This is a genomic window from Methylobacterium sp. J-118 (assembly GCF_057836565.1).
This window is the reverse complement of record NZ_JBYQFA010000001.1, coordinates 1,743,821-1,764,647: the sequence shown is the minus strand read 5'-3', so window position 1 is coordinate 1,764,647 and position 20,827 is coordinate 1,743,821. Positions and strand designations below refer to the sequence as shown.

Here is a 20,827-nt window from a genome sequence, read left to right as displayed (position 1 = left end):
CTCAACCAACCTAACCCGGAATTGGCATCAACGTACCACAAACTTCGAAAAGTGGTTAACGAAATCCTAATGAGGGGTTGCAAAGTGGGTCGCAGGATTCTAAATGAATCCCCATGCGCAAACGCCCCGCCTTGTGGGGCGGGGCGCGCACAGCTCACCATGTGGTGAGCTGAAACCGATCGGGGGCCGTCGCCGGCCCTCGGGTATTTGCTGTGGAAGGTGGAATATCTAGGTCCGCGGCGGCTCTCGGTCAACCATGAAACTCAAGGAGTTTTATCATGGCCGACACCCCCAAGCCGCCCTCTGAGGGCCAGCAGTACATTTTCCGTCCGTTCATCACGCTTCCCGACGGGACCGTGCTCTGGGCCCGGAATTATGGAAAGCGGGCCTTCCGGATCCCGGTCGGGCCGGTTAGCGAGCGCTAATCGGTACTAGGAGAAGGTCGGTCCAATCCCGGCCCTCTTCCTGGTGCTTCAGCCTCGACACCGCTATCCCGGCGGCTATCCTTGCGCCATGCGCACAGCCCTCGCCGCCCTCGCTCTCGTCGTCGCTGCCGGTGGTGCGAGCGCTCAGCAGCAACTGCCGAGGTTCGGGCCCAACACCCTCTACCCCGATGCTCGCGCTTCGCTACTGGCGCTGGGCTGGCAGCCGGTAGCGGCATCGAGCCGGGCATGCGACCGACGCGAGAGCACTTGTGACACCTACCCTGAGGCTGAGAGCTGCGCGCCGCTTGGGTCCGCAGCCTGCTCGATGCTCTGGAAGCGTGGTGAGCAGCTAATTAGTGTCATGACGATCGGCGACATCGACATCCTGGTTCGGTCGACGTTCTGTCGGTCTGGATGCTAGCTGTATCCACCTCGAAAAGCTCGCCACTCAAAACTGGCTAATTGGTTTCCAATCCGGACCGTGTTCGGCAGTTTAAGGATTCGTTAACCAACAACTGGCCCAATCAGCCCCAGAGCACTTTTTCGGGGGTAAACCATGACCCAGCTTGTCCAATTAAGCTTTCGCGTCAAAGAATATGAGAACGGCAACCCCTACATCATGCTTGAGCAACGCGCTCTCCCCGGGGAAGCAGAAACCGAGACGATGAAGCCTTTCGCTTTTGACCTCAGGCCCGGCACTACTTGCGAACAAGCTGATGGGCTGGTCCAGGCCATGCGCCTGATCATTACGCATGTACATTTCGAGGCACCGCCCGTTATCATAGACCAGGAAAAAGCGGCCTAACCGTCCAATCCGTCTCGCCTGGTGCGATCATGGAGCACGGGGGTATCCGACACGCTTAGGGCACAAAGAAGCCCGCGCCGGCGAACCGGGCGGGCTTAAGTCGGTCTTGGGTCGAAGCCCTTGCCTACATCATCACCAACTTGCCGCCTTGCCATTTGACGCATTTCACCGGGGCAAAAAGAAAAGGCCCGCCACGGCGGTGAGCCGGGCGGGCTGAGTGGCCATTGGGGCTTCGAAGGCGTCCAGATAGCTCCGCCGCAGGCTGATTCGCTTCGCCCGTTTGAAGGACGCCTGAGCCTCATTCCGCCTTCCGCATCTGCGCACCGTTCTGGGTGACGACGTCAGGTGTCTCCGGGCGCCGCCATCGACCGTCCCCGCTGCAGGACGACATCCTTGATCAGATTGCCGAGGGGCAGCTGTTGACCTCGACCGATCAGACCGTGCGAGAATCCGCGCGGGTGGTAGCGCGAGCCGACCCATGCGGTGAGGGTCTATGCGCAATCGTTATGTCGAATGTAGAACCGACGGGCCCGGATGATTTCAGGCTGCAAACTGTTGTGCAGACCCGATGGAGTGTGGCTGTGGTCGGATCAAAGCGGCCATGAGCTTCATCGCAGCGGCGGCCGCATCAGCCAATTCCGTATCGTGCTCGACACGCTCGATCAGTGCTCCGGAGCCCGCATCTGGAACGAGGTAGCTCATCGGATCATCGCCGAAGATCGGCTCTAGAACCGGCCCGCACTCAACGACCTCGACGTTGACATGACGCAGATCGCAGCAGATCCGGTCGAAGATCGCCTCCACGGCGGCGGCTGGGCCCTCCAGGGCCTGCACGAAGAACAGGCGCGTGAACAGTAGCGTACCCGTGATGCCAGCCTCTGCGTTCCTGGTTCGCGATGTAGCCAGGGTCTTGTCGATCGCCCGCTGCACATCCTCAGCGGTTCCTTCGATCGTGCTGCGGCTCCTGTAGACCAGTCGAAACAGGTCGGGGGTGTCTTGCGGGTTCATGCAGCCTCGCGTGCTTCCACGAATGACAGGAACTCATCCAGGGGCAGCGGACGGCTGACGAGGTAGCCCTGCACCTGATCGCAGCCGGACGCGGCCGAGAACGCGAACTGCTCGGCGGTCTCGACGCCCTCGACCGTGATCGTCATGCCGAGGCATGTGCCCATGGTGATGATTGCCCGGACGATCGCGGCGCTCTCCAGGTCGCCCGGGAGCTGGCGCACGAAGGATTGGTCGACCTTGATCTTGTCGAACGGGAAGCGGCGCAGATAGCTGAGCGATGAGTAGCCGGTGCCAAAATCGTCCATTGAGATGCTGACCCCGGCCGCGCGCAGGCGGGTCAGGGTGGCGAGCGTGCGCTCCTCGTCCGCCAGCAGCACGCCCTCGGTGATCTCGAGTTCCAGCCGGTCCGCGGTGAGGCCGGAGGCGGCAAGCGCCGCCTTGACGGTATCGGCGAGCCGCAGATCCCGGAACTGAGCGGGCGAGAGATTGACGGCAACCCGGATGTGCGACGGCCAGCGGGCCGCCTGGGCGCAGGCGGTGCGCAGGACCCATTGCCCCAGCGGCCCGATGAGGCCGGTCTCCTCGGCCAGCGGGATGAAGTCGGCGGGCGAGACGAGGCCGCGCTCCGGATGGCGCCACCGCACCAGGGCTTCGGCCGCGGTGATCCGGCCTGAACGCGCATCGACGAGCGGCTGGTAGTACACCTCGAATTCCTGCATCGCGATGGCGCGCCGCAGATCAGCCTCCAGGCTACGTCGCGCCTGAACGCGCGCGTCCAGCACCGGATCGAACCGGCGGAACGTGCCCTTGCCGTCAGCCTTGGCCTTGTAGAGCGCAAGGTCGGCGTTGCGCACGAGCTGGCTGGGCTCGATGCCGTCCACCGGCGCGAGGGCTGCCCCGACCGAGGCCCCAACATTGACGAGTTGGCCCTCGATCAGGAACGGGCGGCCGATCAGCTCGATGATGCGTCCGGCCAGGATCTGCACCACCTCGGGATTGGGCAGGTCCGCCTGCAGGACAGCGAACTCGTCGCCGCCCAGCCGCGCGACGACGTCGTGCTCGCCCAGGGCCGCCTTGAGCCGTTGCGCCGTCTTGCGGAGCAGCACGTCGCCCAGTCCGTGACCCAGCGTGTCGTTGACCAGCTTGAACCGGTCGAGATCGAGGACGAGCACGGCGAAGGCGCGATCGTGCTCCCGGTAGGAGGCGACGTGGTGCGCGAGCAGGTCGTGGAAATGGGCGCGGTTGGGCAGGCCGGTCAGCGCGTCCGAGTACGCCAGCGTCCGTATCTTCGACTCGGTCTGCAGGCGCTCCCGCTGGTCGCGGATGGCCAGCACGGTCTGTAGTCCGCTGCCGAGTGGGACCTTGCTGCGCAGGACGCGCACCGGCACGCGCAGCCCATCTGTGCCGACCAGCTCCGCCTCCCGCTCCTCGCGCTCGGGAAGTGCCGCGACGGCGAGGCCGGGCAACAGATCTGATAGGCGACGGCCGTTCAGTTCCCCAGGGTTCACACTCAACAGGCGTTCCAGGCTGCGATTGGCGGTGGTGATCATGTCGTCATCACACACGGCGAGCCCCTCGACGGCGAGGTTTGCCAACTCGCGCAGGCGCTGCTGGTCCCGACGTGCTTGTGCCCTGGCCTGTAGGGTGAGGCGTAACCCGACGACAGCTAGCGCCAGCAGGCCGAGGGACACGCCCGCCACGACCGGCGCGATGACTTCGGGCGGAACGGCGTGCGGCGGGAGCGAGCGCTCCGGATCGAAGGTCAGCGTCATGGCCGCCATACCGCAGAAATGCAGGACGCCGATCGCGGCGACCAACAGCGGCGCCCCAACGCGTCGGAGGTCGCGGCGGCGCTCCCCCGTCACGACCAAGGCTGCGCCGAACATGACCAGGCTCGTCGGTATGGACACGGCCAGCAGAGACGGATCCCACGTGACAGTGCCAGCGACGAGATACGAAGCCTCGCCGACGTAGTGCAGCGCTGCGATACTACTGCCGAGGAGAACGCCGATGAGAAAGCGATGGACTCGCTTGCGCTGGCCGATCGCGAGGGCGACGCTGATCCCGATGCCCGCGATGGCGACCAAGAGAGACAGGGCTGTCAGATAGGGATCGAACCCAGCGGGCATGCCCGGTCGAAAAGCCAGGAGCCCGATGATGTGGGTAGCCCAGGCGGTGCAGCCTGAAGCGACGATGCTGGCACCAGCCCAAAGCGTAGCGGACCGGCCTTCGGAGCGCGCCGCATGAGTCGCGACCGAGAACGAACCGTAGACGCCGACGATGCAGGTTCCTGCGGCGAGTAGGATCAACTGATGATCGTGCGCCTGGGTAAGGCAGGTATAGACGGATCGCATGGCAAGCTCCGAGGCATTGAGCCTGGGCTCGACAGGTTAATTATTGGCCACACCTTGAAAGAGGCGATAATAGGCTCGGCGAAGATCGCAGTACCTTTTGAAGAAAATCCATCATATGTTGGAAATGTAAAATGTTAATTTACAAGCAAGGGTTGTTTTGGCACGAGATTGGAACGTGTCTCCCGGTAGGTAGCCGGAACATTGTAACTGCGCGTTCCTCTCATCGGTCACGTGCGTGGTGTGCATATCGCTCCTTGCCGGCGAGCGCTTCCATGGCTACCTGACCAACTACCGCGCCGATGGCACCAAGTACCATGCCGAGATCGATTGCCGGCCCTTGCGGGCCGCTGACGGGTGTATCGAGAACTTCGTGGCGTTCGAGCGCGAGGTGATCCGGCGGATCGGGCGCCCGCCATCATCTCGGCCGGCCGCTACGAACAGACCGACATAAGCAACCACTCGTTAACCGGGGCGCTGCGTGCACTTGTGGTTTTTGAACACGCTTGAGTTGTGTTTCTGCGGATGTGAGTGCATGAATACTTTCCGATCAAAGCAATCAAATGATGGGATATTGTGAATTATCTCATAAATTGACTCAGTTAATCGTCAAGTAAGGACTTTACAGCAGTATTTCTGTGCAAATCCTAGCATCACGTGATGCACAGGCGGTGACGCTCCGGAAGGCGGGTCCATGAAGCGCGAGTGTCAGGCATGCAGGGACGGCAAACCACTGCCGTTCGAGTTCACGATGGCGTTCCATCCCATCGTAGACGTCAGTCGGGGTACGGTTTGGGGCTACGAAGCTCTGGTTAGGGGCACGGAAGGCCAAGGCGCCGGACAGATCCTCGGCTTGATCGACGAGAGCAACCGCTACAAGTTCGACCAAGCCTGTCGTGTGAAGGCGATCGAGCTTGCCGGCCAGCTGTTCCAAGATGCCGAGACCCGGCTGTCGATCAACTTCATGCCGAACGCGGTCTACGAGCCAGCCGCCTGCATCCGCGCAACGTTGGAAGCCGCGCACCGCGTTGGCTTTGCGCACCGCCAGATCATGTTCGAGTTCACCGAGAACGAGCGCATGACGGACGTGGCCCACGTCCGGCGGATCATCACGGAGTACCGCAAGCAGGGCTTCGCAACCGCACTCGACGACTTCGGTGCGGGGTATGCCGGACTCAACCTGCTAGCGAGTTTCCAGCCCGACTTCATCAAGCTCGACATGGAGCTGATCCGTGAGATTGCGACCTCATCAGCACGGCAGACCATCGTCGCCTGCGTGATCATGATGGCGCGGCAGCTGGGCGTGGCGATGATCGCTGAAGGTGTTGAGACGGAAGCCGAGCTGACGGCGCTACGGGCAGTAGGGATCGATTTGTTCCAAGGCTACCTGTTCGCCAAGCCCGCAGTGGCCAGCCTCCCGGCGGTCCATTTGCCTACGTCCTTCGTCGTATCGGCCGAAACTCCCGTTCGGTCCGATGCTGCCTGACGATCACTACAGAGGCTGTCGCGGCATAAGCAAGAGCGTCCGAACGGTTTGCCCGGCTACGGGCCCCCTACAAGCTGCAGCTTGTGCTGAATGGTCGGGGTATCCTGCTGCTTCGCACAGCGGGTCTGGTTGCGACCTCCCGCTTTGGCTTCATAGAGCGCGCCATCCGCAAGGCGGTAGAGGTCCGTCAGCCCCGTGGTCTGCCCGCCGTTTGGCATGACGGCAGCGACACCGATGCTCACCGTGAGGGCACCCGCTCCGATGCCGGCAGATCCGATTGCCAGGGTGGACACCTCGGCGTGAACCTTCTCGGCGACGCGGAGCGCGCCGGCCTGATCCGTATCCGGCATGAGGATGGCGAACTCCTCGCCGCCGACCCGACTGACGAGATCGTCCGGGCGATGGACGCTGGCTAAGAGGCAGCGCGCCAAGCCCCGCAGAACCTCGTCCCCGGTCTGATGGCCATAACGGTCGTTGATGCGCTTGAAGTGGTCGGCGTCGATGATGAGCAGGGATAGTGGCTTGCCGTTGCGTCGAGCGTCTTCGCAGAACTGTACACCGGTGGCCTCGAAAGATCGGCGGTTCGAGAGACGCGTCAGGGCATCGGTCAGCGACAGCCGTTTGAGTTCCGCCTGCATGGCTTCGCGACGGCGCAGCTCACGTCCGAACAGCAGCGACAGCACGATCGTGAGGCCAGACAGCACTAGCACGATGGCGCCGATGACCAGCGCCTTCACCCGCCACGCAGCCTCGATCGCCTCGGTCGAGAGCGCGACGTCGAGGATCAGCGGCAGGTCCCCGACCTGTGTGAACGTGTAGTGCCGCTCGATGCCGTCTCGGACAGAGGTACGGACGAAGCTGCCATCATGCTCGCGCAGGAAGCTTTGGAAGATCGGGGCGCTGGCGATGTTGGCGCCGATGTCGGCCTCGACGAAGGGCTGGCGCATGACCTGCGTGCCGTCGCGCAGATACAGGTTGATCGCGCCGTCCCGGCCGAGATCGAGCTGGCTGAACAGGCGCGTGAAGTACGACAGCTTCAAGCTTCCCATCACGACACCGCCGAATGAACCGTCGGGTTTGTTGATGCCACGGCTGAAGGGCAGCATACGCTCGCCGGTCAGGCGGGAGATTAGGGGATGACCGACGAACAGGTTGCCGCCACCGCGCGTCTTGTGCGCCAGGAAGTAGTCGCGGTCGGCGTAGTTGCCCTTGCGCGGTGGGACCGCGTCGAGGTCGGCGACGATGTCGCCGTGCTCGTCGACGACGATCATCACGCCCATGTCGCGCGCGGTCGCGGCCCGGTCGAACAGGATCAACTGGCGTAGGGCCGGGCTGAGTGCGTCGATACCCGGCACTCGGCTGTTGTCGGCGGCGGCCTGGATCGAGAGGTCGTACATCTCGACGTTGCGGGCGATGTCGCGCTCGAGCACCTGCACCAAGTTCCGCGAGGTCTGCTCGGCCTTGTCCCAGGCGTCCCTGCGCAGGTCGAACAGCATCACACCGGATGCGGCAAGCATGCCGACGGGCGCCAGGACGCCGAGGGCGATCCAGGCGCGAGCAGTGCGGAACGGGTGCGCCAATCGCTGCAACATGAGCATCAGGCACCTCGCGATCGCGCCCATGGGGCAGGACCGTCACATGTCGAGCCTTAATCAGCCGTTTCATGCTCGTCGAGACCGCCATCGACGCCGGCAACATGCACGCCCTCGTCGAGGCGGTGAGGACCGAGCGCGACGCGTGGCGGGAGGAGGCCGAGCGGCTGCAGGCTCGATCAATGCGAACCGCCTGAAGCCCGCAGGAGGAGTCCGTCGGTCAAGCTGTCCGTCTATACTCCTAATCCACTTTAATCACCGCCGTTAACCAATTCATAACAATAGTTAACAGATCGTTGGCGTATAGCCCTGATTTGTGAGGAAATACGTAGGCGGGTCGGTGCCCGCCACGTCTTCCGAGGTTATCAGGGTTCGGGTTCCGGCCCCTAGGTTCCCTTTCGGCCTGGGTCTGCGCACGCTGGCGAGTTTCGCCGCGCCGTCAATGCTCCTGCTTGCCGGAACAGGCTCGGCCAGCGCGCACGTGAAGTGGTTCTGCGCCTATGATGTCGCCGGCCAACCGCGCGGCCTCGAGCAGGTGCTGTGCCCGAACTTCGAGTGGCTGACGGGGCTCGCCCTAGTCTGCCTGATGGCGGGCTGCCTGGCCGAGGGCACGCCGCTCGGCGGCGCTCTCCTGAATGCGCTCGACCGTGTCACAACCCGCATCCGCATCGACACCGAGCTGCTGGTCCGCGCCACGCTGGGTTTCTTCCTGGTTTCGCTCTTCGACCTCGGCGGCATCATCCTGACCCCGGAACTGAAGACCGACGTGGCCTGGATCCCGTGGCTACAACTCGCCATGGCGGCGTGCCTGATCTGGCGCCGGACCATGCCGCTCACCGGGTTCGGTATCGTCTTCCTGTTCAGCTACGCCACGGCGCAGTACGGCGTCTTCCACCTCGCCGATTATCCGGTGTTCCTGGGCGTGGCCGCCTACCTGATCTGCCAGAGCCTCGGCTTGAAGCCCTTCGGCGTTCGCCCCCTGGACATCGTGCGGTGGGCTGCCGCGATCACGCTGATGTGGGCATCGGTCGAGGAGTGGGCCTACCCGCAGTGGACCGATCCGCTGCTGGCCGCCAAGCCGCAGATGACCATGGGCGCGACCCCCGAGCTGTTCATGCAGGCCGCCGGCGTCATCGAGTTCACTCTCGCCTTCGCGCTGATCTGGACGCCGCTGGTGCGGCGCATGGCGGCACTGATCCTGACCGGGATCTTCGTCTCGGCGGTGTTCGAGTTCGGCAAGGTCGACGCGATCGGCCACTCGGGCATCATCGTCGTACTGCTCGGGATCGCGGCTGATGATGTGCGAACCGCAGTGCGGGTGCGTGACGCTGCTTGGGCGCCGGCATACTTTGGCGGCGCGCTCGCGATCTTCCTGGCACTGTACTACGTCGGCCACGAAGCCCTGTACGAGGGCTTCGGTCGTCTGCCGGTCATCTGAGGCGCGACCGGGTCGGCGGCGATCAGAGGACGCGCCTACCGAACGTGGACGGCGAGCTTCATCTTCGGGTGGACGCCGCACAGGACGGTGAAGTCGCCCTCGGTCGGGAAGGTGATGACGGCTCTAGCACCAGGCTCGATGTCGCCAGAGTCGAAGGCGAACGCTTCGCTCTCGACGTAGGCTTGATGGACGAAATTGGCGTCGTCGTTGACGACGGTGATGTGCTCGCCGACGCGGAGGGCGACGTCCCCAGGGCCGAAGCGCTTGCCCCTTTGCGAGATGATGTGATCAGGATCCGAAAGGGTCGCAATGGCCGCGCCGGTCACGGTTATCAACCCAAGTACCCCCAGGAGCATCGCCGATATCAATCTTCGGTTGTGTGATTGCACCGTGTGCACCTGTAAACAGTTCGCTAGTGCAGTAGTTATTGCACTAAAAGTTAACAGTGGCTCTAAGGCATCGATCTAGAGTATGTCATCACAGCGATGTGACCTGCTGAGATGGTCTAGAGGCGGTCTGAGGCGCTGCCCCGCCGTTGTCTCGACGCCGTATCGCTCTGTTAAGACTGTGCCTGCATCCTCATGACGATTACCGGTCGCCGCCACGCCAGAAGCGTTCCGCACCATGCGTAGCCGCACGCCGCCGTCGTTTACTGTCGAGACCAAGTCCGGCGGCCGCCACCAGCGCACCTTCATCCCGCACCGTGCGGCTTCGCCAGCGATCCCGCGACCGGCTGTGTCCTGGCCTCCGCCCGCCGAGCCGCGAGCACCTGCCACCGAGCCCCGCCGGATCCTGCCTAACCTGATCATGTCCGAGCCCGCGCAGGCCGAGTTGGAGCCGACGTTGGTCGCGGATGAGCACTCGCTGCGGTCACGGCGCGGGCGGCCGCCCAAGGCCAAGCCATTCGTGGTCGAGATGACCGTGGAGCCGATCACCGAGCCCGTTATCGAAATCGCGCCTGTCGAGGCCGGACCCGCGCCTGCGCCGTCGTTGCGGACATCGGCTGCGCCGGTGATGCGCGCCACGAAGCCGCCGGCTGTCCTGCCGCCTGGTGAGCGGTGGAAGCGCCGCCTCGGGCAATGGGCACGATAACAGGCTCGTCTCGACACCAGTCCCGGCGATAAGCATCCTGGCGCCCAAGCCCGCGCAGCACGGCCCGACCTACGATCCGCAGAAGCCGCTCGCACCTTCAGTGCGTGCGGTGTGATACCCCAACACTTACCGTATTTTCTGCCGTATCCTTGCCGTGGGCTACCGCCCTCTGCCGCTCATTGCCGCGCTTTACCGTGACGCTACTGGCGGTATCGGTCTGCGCGAACATCAGGCCCGCCGGGCCCGATCCGCCTCTTCAGCCGAGACTGCCTCAACCGCGGCGATGACGTTCTCCAGCTCGGCGACCTGACGCAACATGCTCCCCGCCGGCAGGCCGCTATGCTCGGCCATCGCCAGAATGAGCATGCGCTGCTGCGTCTTGAGACGTTCGAGAAGGTCGTTCAGCTTGTCGGACATGGGCGGGCTGTAACCGCGAAAATGCCAATCCGACAACGGGGGGGGCGGAGGCATGCTGGTCGTAGACGAGACGCAGGCCGATCTTGCAGCGCTGATCATGGCCGACTTTGGGGGCCTACGGGCACCTACGACGCCCAGCAGGGACCTCGTGGACTGGCTGCACTATCGGGCGCGCCACGTTGCTGATCGGACCCGCCAAGTCGTCAGGTCAAACGAGGTCGAGGCGCATCGCGGCACTTACCCGGCGATTGACGAGATCGCACACCATCTCGCGAACGGCCTCGACGTGTCCCCATGGCTGAGCAACTCCATCCGCACGAAAGGGAGCAATCCGCGCGCCGATCTGATGTTCAACCAATGGCAGGTGAGCCATTTCCACCTTGGGCCCTGGCTGGACAACCCGCGGCGCGTGGAACGCACCGGACCTGTGCTGTTCGCCCACATTGCCGCGGACAGGGCGATCCTCCTGGACGTTCAACCGCACGGGTCATGGACGCAGACCAACCGGCTCCGCATTCTCCTGCGCATTGACCCGACCACGATGCAGGATGTCGGGCCCACGCAGTCGCCACCCCTCACGGACACCGATCACAAGACCCTCCGGAAGAAGCACAGCAACGCCAGCGTCGAGATCGACGGGCGCGGCTACAATCCGCCCGGCCGGGCGATCATGGCGTCCGGCGACAGCATGCGCTTCCGCGTCTTGGCGGACTACCTCGAACACCTGATCGGCAGAACGCTCCACCAGATCGAGACGAACACCCTACCGCCGGTTCAGATGCGGAGCCTTGCCGAGCCGATCGGCGTGCCGGTGCATCTCGGTGTCCGCTTCGAGCGCGGGCTCCTCATCCTTTACGACAAGAACCGCGGGCTCGACCTCGCGGCGCCCAACATGGTCGTAGCTTGACGGCCCTGAGCAGGCGTGGGCGGTGGCCTTATCTTGCCGAGATGCGCACTGTCGCGTTGCCCTCGTCCTGGCCCCAACCCGAGGATGGCCCGAAGCGGCCGTATGTCGGCTGGTCCATGGCTGTGGCTTGTGAACCACGCGAGATCTGAATTAGCGGATCGTCTAGGTTTAGCCCTAGCCGCACAACGCGCTCTCTGGGCATCAATGGCCACGCTTTGGTAGGCCATCGAGATAGTTGGGATGCGCATATTCAGGTTAGGTGCCGAAATAATCGGTTACATGACAATCGTCTTTCTATGCTTGTCCGGTCTTGGAGCTTATCTAGGCCATGAAGACGCTGCCGCTCGCAAGCTCGGATATGATGATGCGACGGACAAGAAGGCCGCTCTCGCCGCGGGAGTTGCTGAACCTGCGGAGTGGCACAATCGGAAGGTCGCGCAAGCCGCGAAAGCGCAGGCCGATGCTCGCGCTGCAGAGGCAGAGCGTAAGCGCCAACAAGAGGTTGAGGCTTCCGCGGCGGCGGAGCGACGTGCCAACGAGGAAAGAGCGGTCCGAGAGCAGCAGCTTGCAGAGAAAGCTGCGGCGGACAAAAAAGAGGCTGATTGCAAGACCGACCTACATTGTTGGGCCGAAAAAGGGACTGTTGCAGCCAGCGTGTATTGCAAGGAAAAAGTCGAACGGCTGGCGAAATATCAGGTCAAATGGACAGACGCCTGGTACGAACCGAAATTCAGTCACTACCGTTGGTCAAGAACGGCTCCCAAAAACATGGGCGTCGTCACCTATGTTGGCGATAAAGCACAATTCCAAAACGGTTTCGGGGCATTTCAAAACTATGTCTACACGTGTGACATGATACCTGGTGACCAGAACCACGTGATTTTTGACGTGTCGGCAGAGCCCGGTCGATTAGACTGAAGAGTTGGAGGCGTTGATGAGGGTTCGCTCGTGGGTCATGGCCGTCCTGCTCGCGTCAGCACTATGGGCAACACCCTCGCTGGCCGGACCACCGGTCGAAGATGCGTTGAAGTTATGCCGATCCGATCCTGTCTACGGCGACACCCTAAGGATGACCGTCGCGGAAGCGCTCAGGAACCAGCAGGGCTCAGAGCCTGAGGATGCTGACGTAGATGCGATGGTTCAGCTTGCAGAGGACGCGGGGGTCACAAAGTGCATCACCACGTTGTCGGAGGATCCGAGCATCTTCCAGGCTCTTAACAGTCTGTCCGGTTTCGCGGCCGAGTCCGGTTGGGTCGCGTGGCGAAGCCAGTGCGGTAACGTCACCAGCCCGAAGGGGCCTTGCATTGAAGCGGAAGGGCGCGCGGGCCAAGATCTTCAAAGCATCAACGCTGATCCCACCTCGCAACGGATTTCCGGGATCTGCCAGAACTTGCTCTCGGATCGGAAATCGAAGAATGCGCCGGAAACCGAGAACCGAACGTGGCTCGCTTGCCTTAAGGCGGGGGTAAAAGCGCACCCGACGGCTCACGCGCTCGACGAATGCCGGTTTGTCTCCGCTCCAGCCAACGTGCCTGCCGCTGACGCGGTGGTTAGGTGCTTTGAGGACAAGGCAAAATAGCCGACCAATCTAGGTCAACACCATGCCGTTCTGCGACACGCCGCCGGCCCCGTCTACGCCGCCGGTCGCCTTCACGTTCCCGGTGACGTTGAGATCCCCGTCGAAGGCGTGTGAAGCGGCTTTGTAGGTCGCGGATCCGGTTCCGGCGTCTACCGTCAGGTTGAGGTTGTTCGTCTTCACGGACTGATTGCCGTCGGCGTCGAAGGCAAAGCTGGACCCCTTGCCGTGGGTGAGGGCGCCGGACCCGTCCTGGGCCATGTTGAGCTGCATCCCCTGCTCATGCCGAAACAGCATCTCGCCACTCTCGACCCGCGGAGGCTTGCCCTTCACCGAGAACAGCCGGTGCGCCGCGATCGGCGTGTTCGGGTCGCCGTTCTCGTAGTGGATATCGAACTGGTCGCCGTCGAGCTTCTGCGGATCACCGACCTTCGGGCCTACCAGGATGCCATGCCCATCGCCGACGTGGATCGCGCCGAGCGGTATCCACCCGCTCTCGACCTTGTGTGGCATGATGATGCCCTTCACGGCGTGTTTGTCGGGATCGTAGCCCGTGGCGATCAGCGTGCCCTTGCCCTGGCGCTGGGCAAAGGCCATCGCGACCTCACGGCGGATGATGTCGATGAAGGCGTCCATCATGCTCCTCCTGGCGGGTAGGACGCCTGCGCGGCCGGTTGAGATGGCGCGCCCGTCTTGCTGGTCCCAGAGCCGCCGCTCGATGACCCCTGACCTGAGGCGCGGCCATCCTTCGCGCTCTTGCAGTGCAGGTTCATCTTGGCGCCTGCACCCCAGTCCATCTCGATCTCGACGCCGTCGATGTCGTAGCTCTGGTCGAAGATCGTGCCGGTGCCGGACAGGTTCAGCTTCTGCCGGACGTCCACGCTAAGATCGCCCGGCGCCTTGATCACGACGCCCAGTTCATGGCGTGCGATGCTTTTGGCGCGAGCCTTAGCTAGCCGTTCGACCTGCTGCTGCGTCCGACCGGGATGGTTGTCTTGATAGGCCAGCACGTCGCCGACGCCAGGGATAGACGCCTCGGCCTTGAACACCTTGCGCAGCCGATGGTGGACCGACGAGACGCTGTGCTTGATCGGCCTGGCCGCGCCCATGTTCCGCTTCAGGGCGATATCAAGCACGGTGGCGACCGTGTAGGCTTCGGCCGTGCCAGGCGGCTGCCAGACCACATCGAAAAAACCGTTGCTCTGGTCGTCCGGCTCGAAATAGAGGGTCGTGCCGTCCACGTACCAGCGGCAGCCCTCGCGCTCGGCCAGATCGTCCAGCAGTTCCCAGTCCGTGCGGTTCAAGATCAGGTGTGCCGTGTCCTGATCGTACTGTTTGCCGGCGTACTCGCCGCTCTCGTCGGGCAACTGGATCTGAGCCGTCAGCTTATGGTCCTTGGCGACCTTCTGGACGATGTCGGTGGTCTTCTGGTTGGCGAACTTCTCCTGGCGCTGCTTCTCGCCGAGGGAGGCCGATTTGTCCCGGCCCTGCACACTGACCGTCATGTCGCGCAGGTTGACCGCCGGCATGTCGATCGTGCCGGTGATCATCTCGCGCTCGTCGCTACCATCGGCGGCAGACGACATGATGACGATGGCGTCTTGCGGGTCGAAATCGCACCAATCGGTAAGGTCGAAGCCGAACCGAGCGGTTGCGGTGATCGCCAACTCAACCTCAAACGTATCCGACTGCCGCTTGGCCGAGCGATGCACATGGCCGGAGAGGCAGGGCATGCGAGTCCCGTTGATCTCCAGCCAGATCCGAGGGTACCGGACAGATCCACCGCCTCCGATGCCTGCCGCCATAGCGCCCTCAGGCAGCGTCCTGAACGGGCGTGCCAGGAGCGCGCCATTCGCCGTGGTTATCGGTGGCACCCGCCTTGCGCGGGAACAAGTGATCGTCGGCCTGATGCATCGCGATGGCGCGTCCCATCTTCTTCCCGTCCATGTGGAGATCGACCATGATGGGCTGCTTGACGGATGGGCGCGGGGGCGGGCCGGCGGTCGGTGCAGGTGGATGGGATCCGGACGGAACGCTGTAGCCGCGCTGATAGGCGTTTCTCGCTTTCGCAGTCCAATCCCCCATGTCGGGGCGGGCTCGAAGCAGGCGTAACGCAACCCTCGTCTGATCCTCCCGCGATGCAGACATCGCATTTGGCGCAGTGATCCCCAGGCCCGGAGCCAGCCGTCGCCAGTTCGAATTGGTGATCTGATAATAGCCCTGCGCCGTATGCATCCGGTCGTTGATGTAGTTGGGTACGTTCCGACCGTTGCTCTCGAACTTTTGAATCAGCCCGAGTTTTCTCCGCTCGTCGGCGGTCATTGAGACGCTGTCGGAGACAAACACGTTACCCGCGCCGCCCCCGAGGGCGCGAGCCGCACCGGATGCGCCACCGAAGGCATTCCGACCCGCACCCTGTACGACGCTGCCTGCCCGGCCGTAGTTGTCGTTCGCGCCTGGATCGAAGCTAGCGTTGACGATGCCGCCCGCCGTCCCGCCACCGCCCGTAGCGGATCCACCGTCGGGAGCGCTCTGTCCCATCAGCTCGCGGAATGCTCGGAGGACGCCAACGTACACGGCATCAGCCGTGAAACCGCCGCCCGCACCGCCGGTCTCATAGGACACCCCGCCGAAGATGCTCTTCCAATCCGTACCTTTGCCTGGTGCGAGCGGGCTTTGATCTGCGGGCTTAGGCGCTTCGCCGATCCCGCGCGCATCCTTGAAATCGAGGTGGAACCACTGCTTCACCGCGTCAACGACGATCTTGCCGATGCCCGCGATGGCGGCGGTGATCGGATCGTTCACGAGGTTCGGCAGGCTGGCGAAAGCGCCCCCGATCAGCTTGCCGAGATCGCCCGTGATAGCTTTCCACGTCTCTGCCCACGCCTTGCCGCTGAATAGGACGCTGATCTCCGAGAAGAACGTCTTTGTCTCGGCCCACGCCTTCGTCAGCAGATCCGGTTTCCAGAGGGCGGCGGCCGCGACAAGGCCCGTAACGCCGCCGACGATCCAGCCTGCCGGACCGATCGCGGCCAGGAGCGCGACTGCACCGGCTCCCGTGAGGGCTACGCCCGCGATCGCGACGCCGCGGGTGATCTCCTGCAGCACCTTCGGATCGGTCGCCCAGATCGCCCGCGTGAAGTAATTGAACACATCGGTGACATCGTGCATGACGCCGATCGCGGCCTTGGCATTCGGGCCAGAAATCGCCTGCCACATATTGTCGTATGCGGCCCACATGTTGTGCTCGACCACGCTGAAATCTTGCGAATTCCTCGTCTTCGCTTGTTCATCCAGGCCCTGCCCGCCCTTCATGCGGCCCTGCTCATCCGTCATGTTCGGCAAATTACGAATAAAGTCGGAGACAAGACGCTTGGTCGTCTCGCGGCCAAGCAGCAGGTACAGTTCCTTGGTCTGCGCTTCCATCGTCCCGAAGCCATGATCCTTCATGGTCTCCGTGAGTATCCGCATCGCGTCGAGCGGGTTCTTCTCCAGAGCGTGGACAAGCGGGGTATCGAGCGCACCCTTGTGGAAGTTAAGGTGGCCGCCGCGGCCGACGTCGTAGTCTCCGACAAGGCCCATATTGTGAAGCTCGCGCGCCTTCGACTCCGTCATCGTGCCGCCGACAAACTGAGAATAGAGACTACTCAGAGCCGTACCGGCGCGCGGACCACCCATCTGCTGCGCCGCCATCAGCATGGACATAAGGCCATCGTCGTTCATGTTCGCCAGAGCGGGAGCGCCCTGCTGGACCATGCCGAACAAAGTCTGCGCGTTGACCTTGTTGCCGGTCGCGGCAGATACCTTGGCGATGACGTTGAGGAAGCCAGAAAGCTTCTCCGGGTCCACAAGACCTGTCGCATGATCCTGGAGCTTGCCCATCATCTCAGCGGACTTGATGACGGAATAGATCGTCTCCTCGGCCTTCTTGTAATTGCCGTCGATCGCGCCGAACACCTGGACGGCACGGGAGAGGACCGGCATCGCAATATCGGCGTTCTTCGCGCCCATAATCGAATAGGCTTCACTGGCGAGCTTGAGGTTCCCGGCCTCGGTGGAGCCGGGGACCATCTGCGTCACCTGCCGGGCACGCTGGTCAATACCGCGGATCTGGAGGTCTGATAGCCCCTGCGTCTTCAGCGTCGCGAGGTTCTTGGATAGCTCGCGGGAGTGCTCCGCCATCTTCGCGAGCATATCGAGCACGAGCAAACCGCCGCCGAGGGCAATGCCGCCCGCCAGCGCCAACTTGACCCGGCCGAAGTCGTCGTGAAACTTGTTCATCTGACTCTGAAGCCCTGTGAAATGGGAGGCTAGAGAACCAAGAACGCCGGTGTGATTACTATGAAGTGCGACCTCTACCGCGATTTTATAATTGTCCACCGTACGAAATCCCGCTTAAGCATTCATCTTGTAATTAAGGATTGACGCTAGCCGCTCGGAAGATCTCATTAGATCCGCCGTCGCGCGGTCAAGCGCGGCTTTAGTGGCCACATCCCACCGAGCCAAGGCTTGCGCTTCTGCCGGAGTAGCGCCGGACACAAACAGATCCATTCCAGCCTTCGAAACGGTCGCAAGTCGCATGACGGCAGCGTTAAACGGTTCCATCGCATCGAACGCTAGCCCGAACGGAACTGGGCCGCGATCGCCCTGCCAATGCTTGCGCGCGCGGCGCTCGGCTCGGTTCATTGTGCCGGCGCTTCCCCGGCGGCAGGCCCTACAAGGCCCTGCGCCGTCTCTTCGAGACGATCCGCGGCGTCGATGAGTTCGGAGGCCGCCTCGCCCAGAGTGACAGAGCCGGTCGCCTCGTCCGTAGAAACGCCCGAGGGTTCCGCGGCATCCATGATCCGGCGATAGGCTGCGACGGCAGCCTCCATCCCCTCACGCTCCAAGACGTCGAGGCGGTTGGTAAGCTCGACTTGATCACGCAGCGGAGACCACACAATCGGCTTACCGCCTGGCTCGGTTACTGAACACACACTGGCCGCGATCAGCGCCTCGGTCTCGATAGCCGACACATCGGAACCCACGACCGCGCGGACTCGCAGTGTTGCGCCGGGCCGCAGGCGCCGAACCTCTATCACTCGACCGAAGACGTCGGTTTCGCTCTCGCGGGCGGCGTAGCGCTTGGAGATGGCGTCGGAAAAAGCGCTCATGCCGCCGTGCCCTTCTGGGCATCCATCTCGATCAGCGACCAGTCGCTCGCGGCGAGCCGGCCGAGTGTCGAGATATCCCGCTTGTAGTTCAGGCATAGACCGTAGCCCACGCCGTAGTCGTCTCGGATCTGGGTATCCTGGCAGCTGCTGAGCCCATCCTGGAGCTCACGGGCGTGATGCGCGAACTTCGGGGCCAACTCGCCCTTGATAACGGCGGCCGCGACCTGCGGGCCCCGCTCCTTGTGGATCTCGCGAGCCTGCGCGACGAGGGCCGACATGCTCCGCATAGTGCGCATCAAGCGGCCGTCCGGACCGTGACGGCCCTGAACCCGGTGGGCATAGTTGATCAGCCTGTCGTCTCTCATCGTGTGGTGCTCCTTGTTGTCAGAGATGCGATCTCGACTTCCGAGACGCCGAACTCGGCCATCGCGCGGGCGGGCGAACACAAGCCGCGCTCTACCGCCTGAAGAGCTGAGAGATGGTCGTATCGACCACGTTCGCCGCGCGTGTAACGGCCCACCAGTTGGTCTGCTGTGTAGGTCGGGGCCTGCTTGTCGACGGCCAACTCGGTCACAGCCCAAACCAACGCATCGAGGCGGTCGGGTGAAGGACCACCGGCCACGTAGCTCGTCATCTGCTCTTCGAGCTTGGGAAAGCCGTCGCCGACGTGGAGTACCTTGCCGGTGGCGTAGAGCGCGCTCACGGGCTCGGCGCGGGTGATCTTGCCCCGGCTGGCATGGACACCCTTGTAGGCGACGGAGGCGTTCACCGCCCGGATGGTATTCTCCACCATCGCGCCGCCCTGGTTGGTTTCGGCGATGATGCGGTCCGCGCTATGAGCCTCGTAGAGCCCAATCGCCCGTGCCGCCCACTCGGTCGGGGTGAACCGGCCGGTCGCATCCTTCAGGACGTAAACCCGCTTGTCGGTGCCGAGTCCCGCCACGACGATGCCGGTCTCGGCCGCGCTCTCCCCGCTGCTGACGGCCGGGTCGATCGCCACCACGATCCGCTTAAGATCAGGAACGTCCTTCTCAGCGACACGGCACCGCTCGATCATGTCGATGGTCCATAGCGCGCCCTCCAGATCCTCGACGTACTCGCCCAGGAGGAACCGGCGGCGCTGACGCGGCGGCAAGGCGTCGAGATCGGTCAGGAATTCCGGGCTGAGGTTCGCGATGTTGTCGATCGGGTTCAGGAACGTCCGCGCGTAGGCGTCGGGGTTCTTGACCGGCAGCTTCGTGATCGGGTCGCGCTTCTCGCCAAACAGGCGGTTGGTCCAGTGCGTCTTCTCGACAGGGTTTAGGTCGACCAGAATGCGCTGCTGAAGCCCAGGGATCACTTGCGCAAGGCGGGTGAACGCGATCACCGCCGAGGCGTAGGGGATCTGAGACGCCTCGTTCAGGAAGATCGTCACGTACTCCTGACCGAGGATCTTCTCGACGCGGTCCTTGTCGTCCAGACCGCCGATCCAGATCTGCGAGCTGTTTGGCAGGGAGTAGTAGCCGTCTTGCCGATGCTCGGTCAGTTCGGCGTGCGGGAAGCACTTGGCGCGGACCTTCTGTAGGGTGTCGAGGGCGACCGAAGCACGCGCCGCATTGGCCCGAAATCGAAGGATCGCGTGCCGGGAGCAGGGATAGGCGAGCGCGGCCTCCAGGATCGACCGGACGATGAGGAACGTCTTTCCCGAGCGGGTGCCGCCCACGAGGCACTTATAGCGGCTCGGACCATCGAGCACGTCCTGCGCGACCTGCTGGCCAGGGCTCAGTTCGATCTGTGAGGAGAGCGCAGCCTCCAAGCGGTCGAAGATCTCACGCAACGGCGCGTTCTCCCTCGATCATCGGAGGCTCGTCCGGCTGCTTCAGTTCGCGCATCAACGCGAGCAGATCCGATTTGGCCTCGGGATAGCGCCTGGCGATGCGGACCAAGCCGGCTTCGAGCTTGCCGAACTCGGGCGAGCTGAAGATCGCGACCGAACTGCGGATGGTGACGCTGGCCGCCGAGCGCTCGATCTCGCCCGTGAACTTGCCGATCTCCCGATCCGCTTCCAGCACGGCCCGGGTCAGGCTCGCCACCGCATAACTGTCGTTGCAGGCTTTCGCGATGAGGAGCTGCTGCTCCGCTATGTTCCGGGCTAGCTTGAAGTGATCCAGTAGTAGGCCGTTTTCTTCGGCCGCGCGCTTGGCAAGTTCTTCCCGCGGGACGTCCAGAACGAGCGAGGCTCGATACTCGGCCGTCAACGTCTCCATGTGCCGGTAGATGGCATCGCGGGTCACGTTGAACCGAGACGCGAGCTTGTCCGCACTCACGCCGGCCAGCCGACCCATCTCGATATCCACCTTGTTGGGGTGCTTCGAGAGGAAACCCTTCGCCTTCCGTTTTCTCGGCCGATCGCCGGTCGCCATGCCGTCCGCTCATCATAGACAGCGCCTATCGAGCGCTGGATTTACATAAGCTAAATCCTATCGCTTGTATAGGTTCCAGGTGTGACGGTCGAATGCCAAGTGTCGAAGCATGTCGCTTCGTCGTCATGCCGCCCCACAGGCGTCCGCCCAAGCATCCGGCGGTGGCCATGCGCCG

At 63.2% G+C, this 20,827-nt stretch carries 21 protein-coding genes; 9 read left to right on the top strand and 12 right to left on the bottom strand.

All coding sequences use genetic code 11. The annotated features are described in order from the left end of the window. Positions 1 to 278 precede the first annotated feature (278 nt). Entirely contained in the window at positions 279 to 425 is a 147-nt protein-coding gene (locus AC3IF3_RS08535; protein ID WP_489228285.1) for a hypothetical protein, read from the top strand. Positions 426 to 981: 556 nt separating this feature from the next. Then, positions 982 to 1,230 (top strand): hypothetical protein, encoded by a 249-nt coding sequence (locus AC3IF3_RS08530; protein WP_489228283.1) that lies wholly within the window; start codon positions 982 to 984, stop codon positions 1,228 to 1,230. Positions 1,231 to 1,770: 540 nt separating this feature from the next. Here the strand turns inward: AC3IF3_RS08530 and AC3IF3_RS08525 are convergent. Both AC3IF3_RS08525 and AC3IF3_RS08520 read right to left on the bottom strand, forming a co-directional pair. Beyond that, on the bottom strand, positions 1,771 to 2,238 hold the full coding sequence (locus AC3IF3_RS08525; protein WP_489228282.1) for a BLUF domain-containing protein: 468 nt from the start codon (positions 2,236 to 2,238) through the stop codon (positions 1,771 to 1,773). Continuing rightward, complete coding sequence (locus tag AC3IF3_RS08520) at positions 2,235 to 4,592, bottom strand: bifunctional diguanylate cyclase/phosphodiesterase (protein WP_489228280.1); 2,358 nt, start codon at positions 4,590 to 4,592, stop codon at positions 2,235 to 2,237. The genes AC3IF3_RS08525 and AC3IF3_RS08520 overlap by 4 nt, the downstream gene beginning before the upstream one ends. A gap of 691 nt (positions 4,593 to 5,283) precedes the next feature. On the opposite strand from AC3IF3_RS08520, the gene AC3IF3_RS08515 reads away from it, so the two are divergent. Beyond that, positions 5,284 to 6,075 (top strand): EAL domain-containing protein, encoded by a 792-nt coding sequence (locus AC3IF3_RS08515; RefSeq protein ID WP_489228278.1) that lies wholly within the window; start codon positions 5,284 to 5,286, stop codon positions 6,073 to 6,075. 56 nt (positions 6,076 to 6,131) lie between these two features. On the opposite strand, the gene AC3IF3_RS08510 is transcribed toward AC3IF3_RS08515, so the two are convergent. Beyond that, positions 6,132 to 7,673 carry a sensor domain-containing diguanylate cyclase gene (locus tag AC3IF3_RS08510; protein ID WP_489228276.1) on the bottom strand — a complete coding sequence of 514 codons (1,542 nt, stop codon included), beginning with the start codon at positions 7,671 to 7,673 and terminating at the stop codon, positions 6,132 to 6,134. Between the two features lie 65 nt (positions 7,674 to 7,738). On the opposite strand from AC3IF3_RS08510, the gene AC3IF3_RS08505 reads away from it, so the two are divergent. After that, positions 7,739 to 7,864, top strand: coding sequence for a hypothetical protein (locus AC3IF3_RS08505; RefSeq protein ID WP_489228274.1), 126 nt, complete (start codon positions 7,739 to 7,741; stop codon positions 7,862 to 7,864). A gap of 245 nt (positions 7,865 to 8,109) precedes the next feature. After that, positions 8,110 to 9,105: a hypothetical protein gene (locus tag AC3IF3_RS08500; protein WP_489228272.1), complete on the top strand. Its 996-nt coding sequence runs from the start codon at positions 8,110 to 8,112 to the stop codon at positions 9,103 to 9,105. Positions 9,106 to 9,140: 35 nt separating this feature from the next. Here AC3IF3_RS08500 and AC3IF3_RS08495 read toward each other — a convergent pair whose 3' ends face one another. Continuing rightward, complete coding sequence (locus AC3IF3_RS08495) at positions 9,141 to 9,431, bottom strand: cupredoxin domain-containing protein (protein WP_489228270.1); 291 nt, start codon at positions 9,429 to 9,431, stop codon at positions 9,141 to 9,143. Between the two features lie 298 nt (positions 9,432 to 9,729). Between AC3IF3_RS08495 and AC3IF3_RS08490 the strand changes: the two genes are divergently transcribed. Further along, complete coding sequence (locus AC3IF3_RS08490; protein ID WP_489228268.1) at positions 9,730 to 10,197, top strand: hypothetical protein; 468 nt, start codon at positions 9,730 to 9,732, stop codon at positions 10,195 to 10,197. A 228-nt stretch (positions 10,198 to 10,425) separates the two neighbouring features. Here the strand turns inward: AC3IF3_RS08490 and AC3IF3_RS08485 are convergent, their stop codons facing one another. After that, on the bottom strand, positions 10,426 to 10,614 hold the full coding sequence (locus AC3IF3_RS08485; protein ID WP_489228266.1) for a hypothetical protein: 189 nt from the start codon (positions 10,612 to 10,614) through the stop codon (positions 10,426 to 10,428). Positions 10,615 to 10,666: 52 nt separating this feature from the next. Between AC3IF3_RS08485 and AC3IF3_RS08480 the strand changes: the two genes are divergently transcribed. The 3 genes from AC3IF3_RS08480 (at position 10,667) to AC3IF3_RS08470 (ending at position 13,100) form a co-directional block, all read left to right on the top strand. Further along, positions 10,667 to 11,521 (top strand): hypothetical protein, encoded by an 855-nt coding sequence (locus AC3IF3_RS08480; RefSeq protein ID WP_489228265.1) that lies wholly within the window; start codon positions 10,667 to 10,669, stop codon positions 11,519 to 11,521. A gap of 240 nt (positions 11,522 to 11,761) precedes the next feature. After that, on the top strand, positions 11,762 to 12,439 hold the full coding sequence (locus tag AC3IF3_RS08475; protein ID WP_489228263.1) for a hypothetical protein: 678 nt from the start codon (positions 11,762 to 11,764) through the stop codon (positions 12,437 to 12,439). Positions 12,440 to 12,476: 37 nt separating this feature from the next. Next, positions 12,477 to 13,100, top strand: coding sequence for a hypothetical protein (locus AC3IF3_RS08470; protein ID WP_489228261.1), 624 nt, complete (start codon positions 12,477 to 12,479; stop codon positions 13,098 to 13,100). A 9-nt stretch (positions 13,101 to 13,109) separates the two neighbouring features. On the opposite strand, the gene AC3IF3_RS08465 is transcribed toward AC3IF3_RS08470, so the two are convergent. From AC3IF3_RS08465 to AC3IF3_RS08435, 7 genes are all read right to left on the bottom strand, one after another. Next, positions 13,110 to 13,736 carry a hypothetical protein gene (locus AC3IF3_RS08465; protein ID WP_489228260.1) on the bottom strand — a complete coding sequence of 209 codons (627 nt, stop codon included), beginning with the start codon at positions 13,734 to 13,736 and terminating at the stop codon, positions 13,110 to 13,112. After that, positions 13,733 to 14,830 (bottom strand): hypothetical protein, encoded by a 1,098-nt coding sequence (locus AC3IF3_RS08460; protein WP_489228258.1) that lies wholly within the window; start codon positions 14,828 to 14,830, stop codon positions 13,733 to 13,735. Before AC3IF3_RS08460 ends, AC3IF3_RS08465 begins: the two co-directional genes overlap by 4 nt. A gap of 79 nt (positions 14,831 to 14,909) precedes the next feature. Further along, positions 14,910 to 17,378, bottom strand: a complete 2,469-nt coding sequence (locus tag AC3IF3_RS08455; protein ID WP_489228256.1) for a phage tail tape measure protein — start codon at positions 17,376 to 17,378, stop codon at positions 14,910 to 14,912. Between the two features lie 401 nt (positions 17,379 to 17,779). Then, positions 17,780 to 18,250 carry a hypothetical protein gene (locus tag AC3IF3_RS08450; protein WP_489228254.1) on the bottom strand — a complete coding sequence of 157 codons (471 nt, stop codon included), beginning with the start codon at positions 18,248 to 18,250 and terminating at the stop codon, positions 17,780 to 17,782. Beyond that, positions 18,247 to 18,615, bottom strand: coding sequence for a hypothetical protein (locus AC3IF3_RS08445; protein WP_489228253.1), 369 nt, complete (start codon positions 18,613 to 18,615; stop codon positions 18,247 to 18,249). Before AC3IF3_RS08445 ends, AC3IF3_RS08450 begins: the two co-directional genes overlap by 4 nt. Continuing rightward, positions 18,612 to 20,066 carry a phage terminase large subunit gene (locus AC3IF3_RS08440; RefSeq protein ID WP_489228251.1) on the bottom strand — a complete coding sequence of 485 codons (1,455 nt, stop codon included), beginning with the start codon at positions 20,064 to 20,066 and terminating at the stop codon, positions 18,612 to 18,614. Before AC3IF3_RS08440 ends, AC3IF3_RS08445 begins: the two co-directional genes overlap by 4 nt. Further along, positions 20,059 to 20,652, bottom strand: coding sequence for a hypothetical protein (locus AC3IF3_RS08435; protein ID WP_489228250.1), 594 nt, complete (start codon positions 20,650 to 20,652; stop codon positions 20,059 to 20,061). The genes AC3IF3_RS08440 and AC3IF3_RS08435 overlap by 8 nt, the downstream gene beginning before the upstream one ends. Positions 20,653 to 20,827: the final 175 nt, after the last annotated feature.

Excerpts from the sequence above, each read along its gene's own strand:
- AC3IF3_RS08535 (WP_489228285.1), top strand. The coding sequence starts at position 279 with ATGGCCGACACCCCCAAGCCGCCCTCTGAGGGCCAGCAGTACATTTTC.
- AC3IF3_RS08530 (WP_489228283.1), top strand. The coding sequence starts at position 982 with ATGACCCAGCTTGTCCAATTAAGCTTTCGCGTCAAAGAATATGAGAAC.
- AC3IF3_RS08525 (WP_489228282.1), bottom strand. The coding sequence starts at position 2,238 with ATGAACCCGCAAGACACCCCCGACCTGTTTCGACTGGTCTACAGGAGC.
- AC3IF3_RS08520 (WP_489228280.1), bottom strand. The coding sequence starts at position 4,592 with ATGCGATCCGTCTATACCTGCCTTACCCAGGCGCACGATCATCAGTTG.
- AC3IF3_RS08515 (WP_489228278.1), top strand. The coding sequence starts at position 5,284 with ATGAAGCGCGAGTGTCAGGCATGCAGGGACGGCAAACCACTGCCGTTC.
- AC3IF3_RS08510 (WP_489228276.1), bottom strand. The coding sequence starts at position 7,673 with ATGCTCATGTTGCAGCGATTGGCGCACCCGTTCCGCACTGCTCGCGCC.
- AC3IF3_RS08505 (WP_489228274.1), top strand. The coding sequence starts at position 7,739 with ATGCTCGTCGAGACCGCCATCGACGCCGGCAACATGCACGCCCTCGTC.
- AC3IF3_RS08500 (WP_489228272.1), top strand. The coding sequence starts at position 8,110 with ATGCTCCTGCTTGCCGGAACAGGCTCGGCCAGCGCGCACGTGAAGTGG.
- AC3IF3_RS08490 (WP_489228268.1), top strand. The coding sequence starts at position 9,730 with ATGCGTAGCCGCACGCCGCCGTCGTTTACTGTCGAGACCAAGTCCGGC.
- AC3IF3_RS08485 (WP_489228266.1), bottom strand. The coding sequence starts at position 10,614 with ATGTCCGACAAGCTGAACGACCTTCTCGAACGTCTCAAGACGCAGCAG.
- AC3IF3_RS08480 (WP_489228265.1), top strand. The coding sequence starts at position 10,667 with ATGCTGGTCGTAGACGAGACGCAGGCCGATCTTGCAGCGCTGATCATG.
- AC3IF3_RS08475 (WP_489228263.1), top strand. The coding sequence starts at position 11,762 with ATGCGCATATTCAGGTTAGGTGCCGAAATAATCGGTTACATGACAATC.
- AC3IF3_RS08470 (WP_489228261.1), top strand. The coding sequence starts at position 12,477 with ATGGCCGTCCTGCTCGCGTCAGCACTATGGGCAACACCCTCGCTGGCC.
- AC3IF3_RS08465 (WP_489228260.1), bottom strand. The coding sequence starts at position 13,736 with ATGATGGACGCCTTCATCGACATCATCCGCCGTGAGGTCGCGATGGCC.
- AC3IF3_RS08460 (WP_489228258.1), bottom strand. The coding sequence starts at position 14,830 with ATGCCCTGCCTCTCCGGCCATGTGCATCGCTCGGCCAAGCGGCAGTCG.
- AC3IF3_RS08455 (WP_489228256.1), bottom strand. The coding sequence starts at position 17,378 with ATGAACAAGTTTCACGACGACTTCGGCCGGGTCAAGTTGGCGCTGGCG.
- AC3IF3_RS08450 (WP_489228254.1), bottom strand. The coding sequence starts at position 18,250 with ATGAGCGCTTTTTCCGACGCCATCTCCAAGCGCTACGCCGCCCGCGAG.
- AC3IF3_RS08445 (WP_489228253.1), bottom strand. The coding sequence starts at position 18,615 with ATGAGAGACGACAGGCTGATCAACTATGCCCACCGGGTTCAGGGCCGT.
- AC3IF3_RS08435 (WP_489228250.1), bottom strand. The coding sequence starts at position 20,652 with ATGGCGACCGGCGATCGGCCGAGAAAACGGAAGGCGAAGGGTTTCCTC.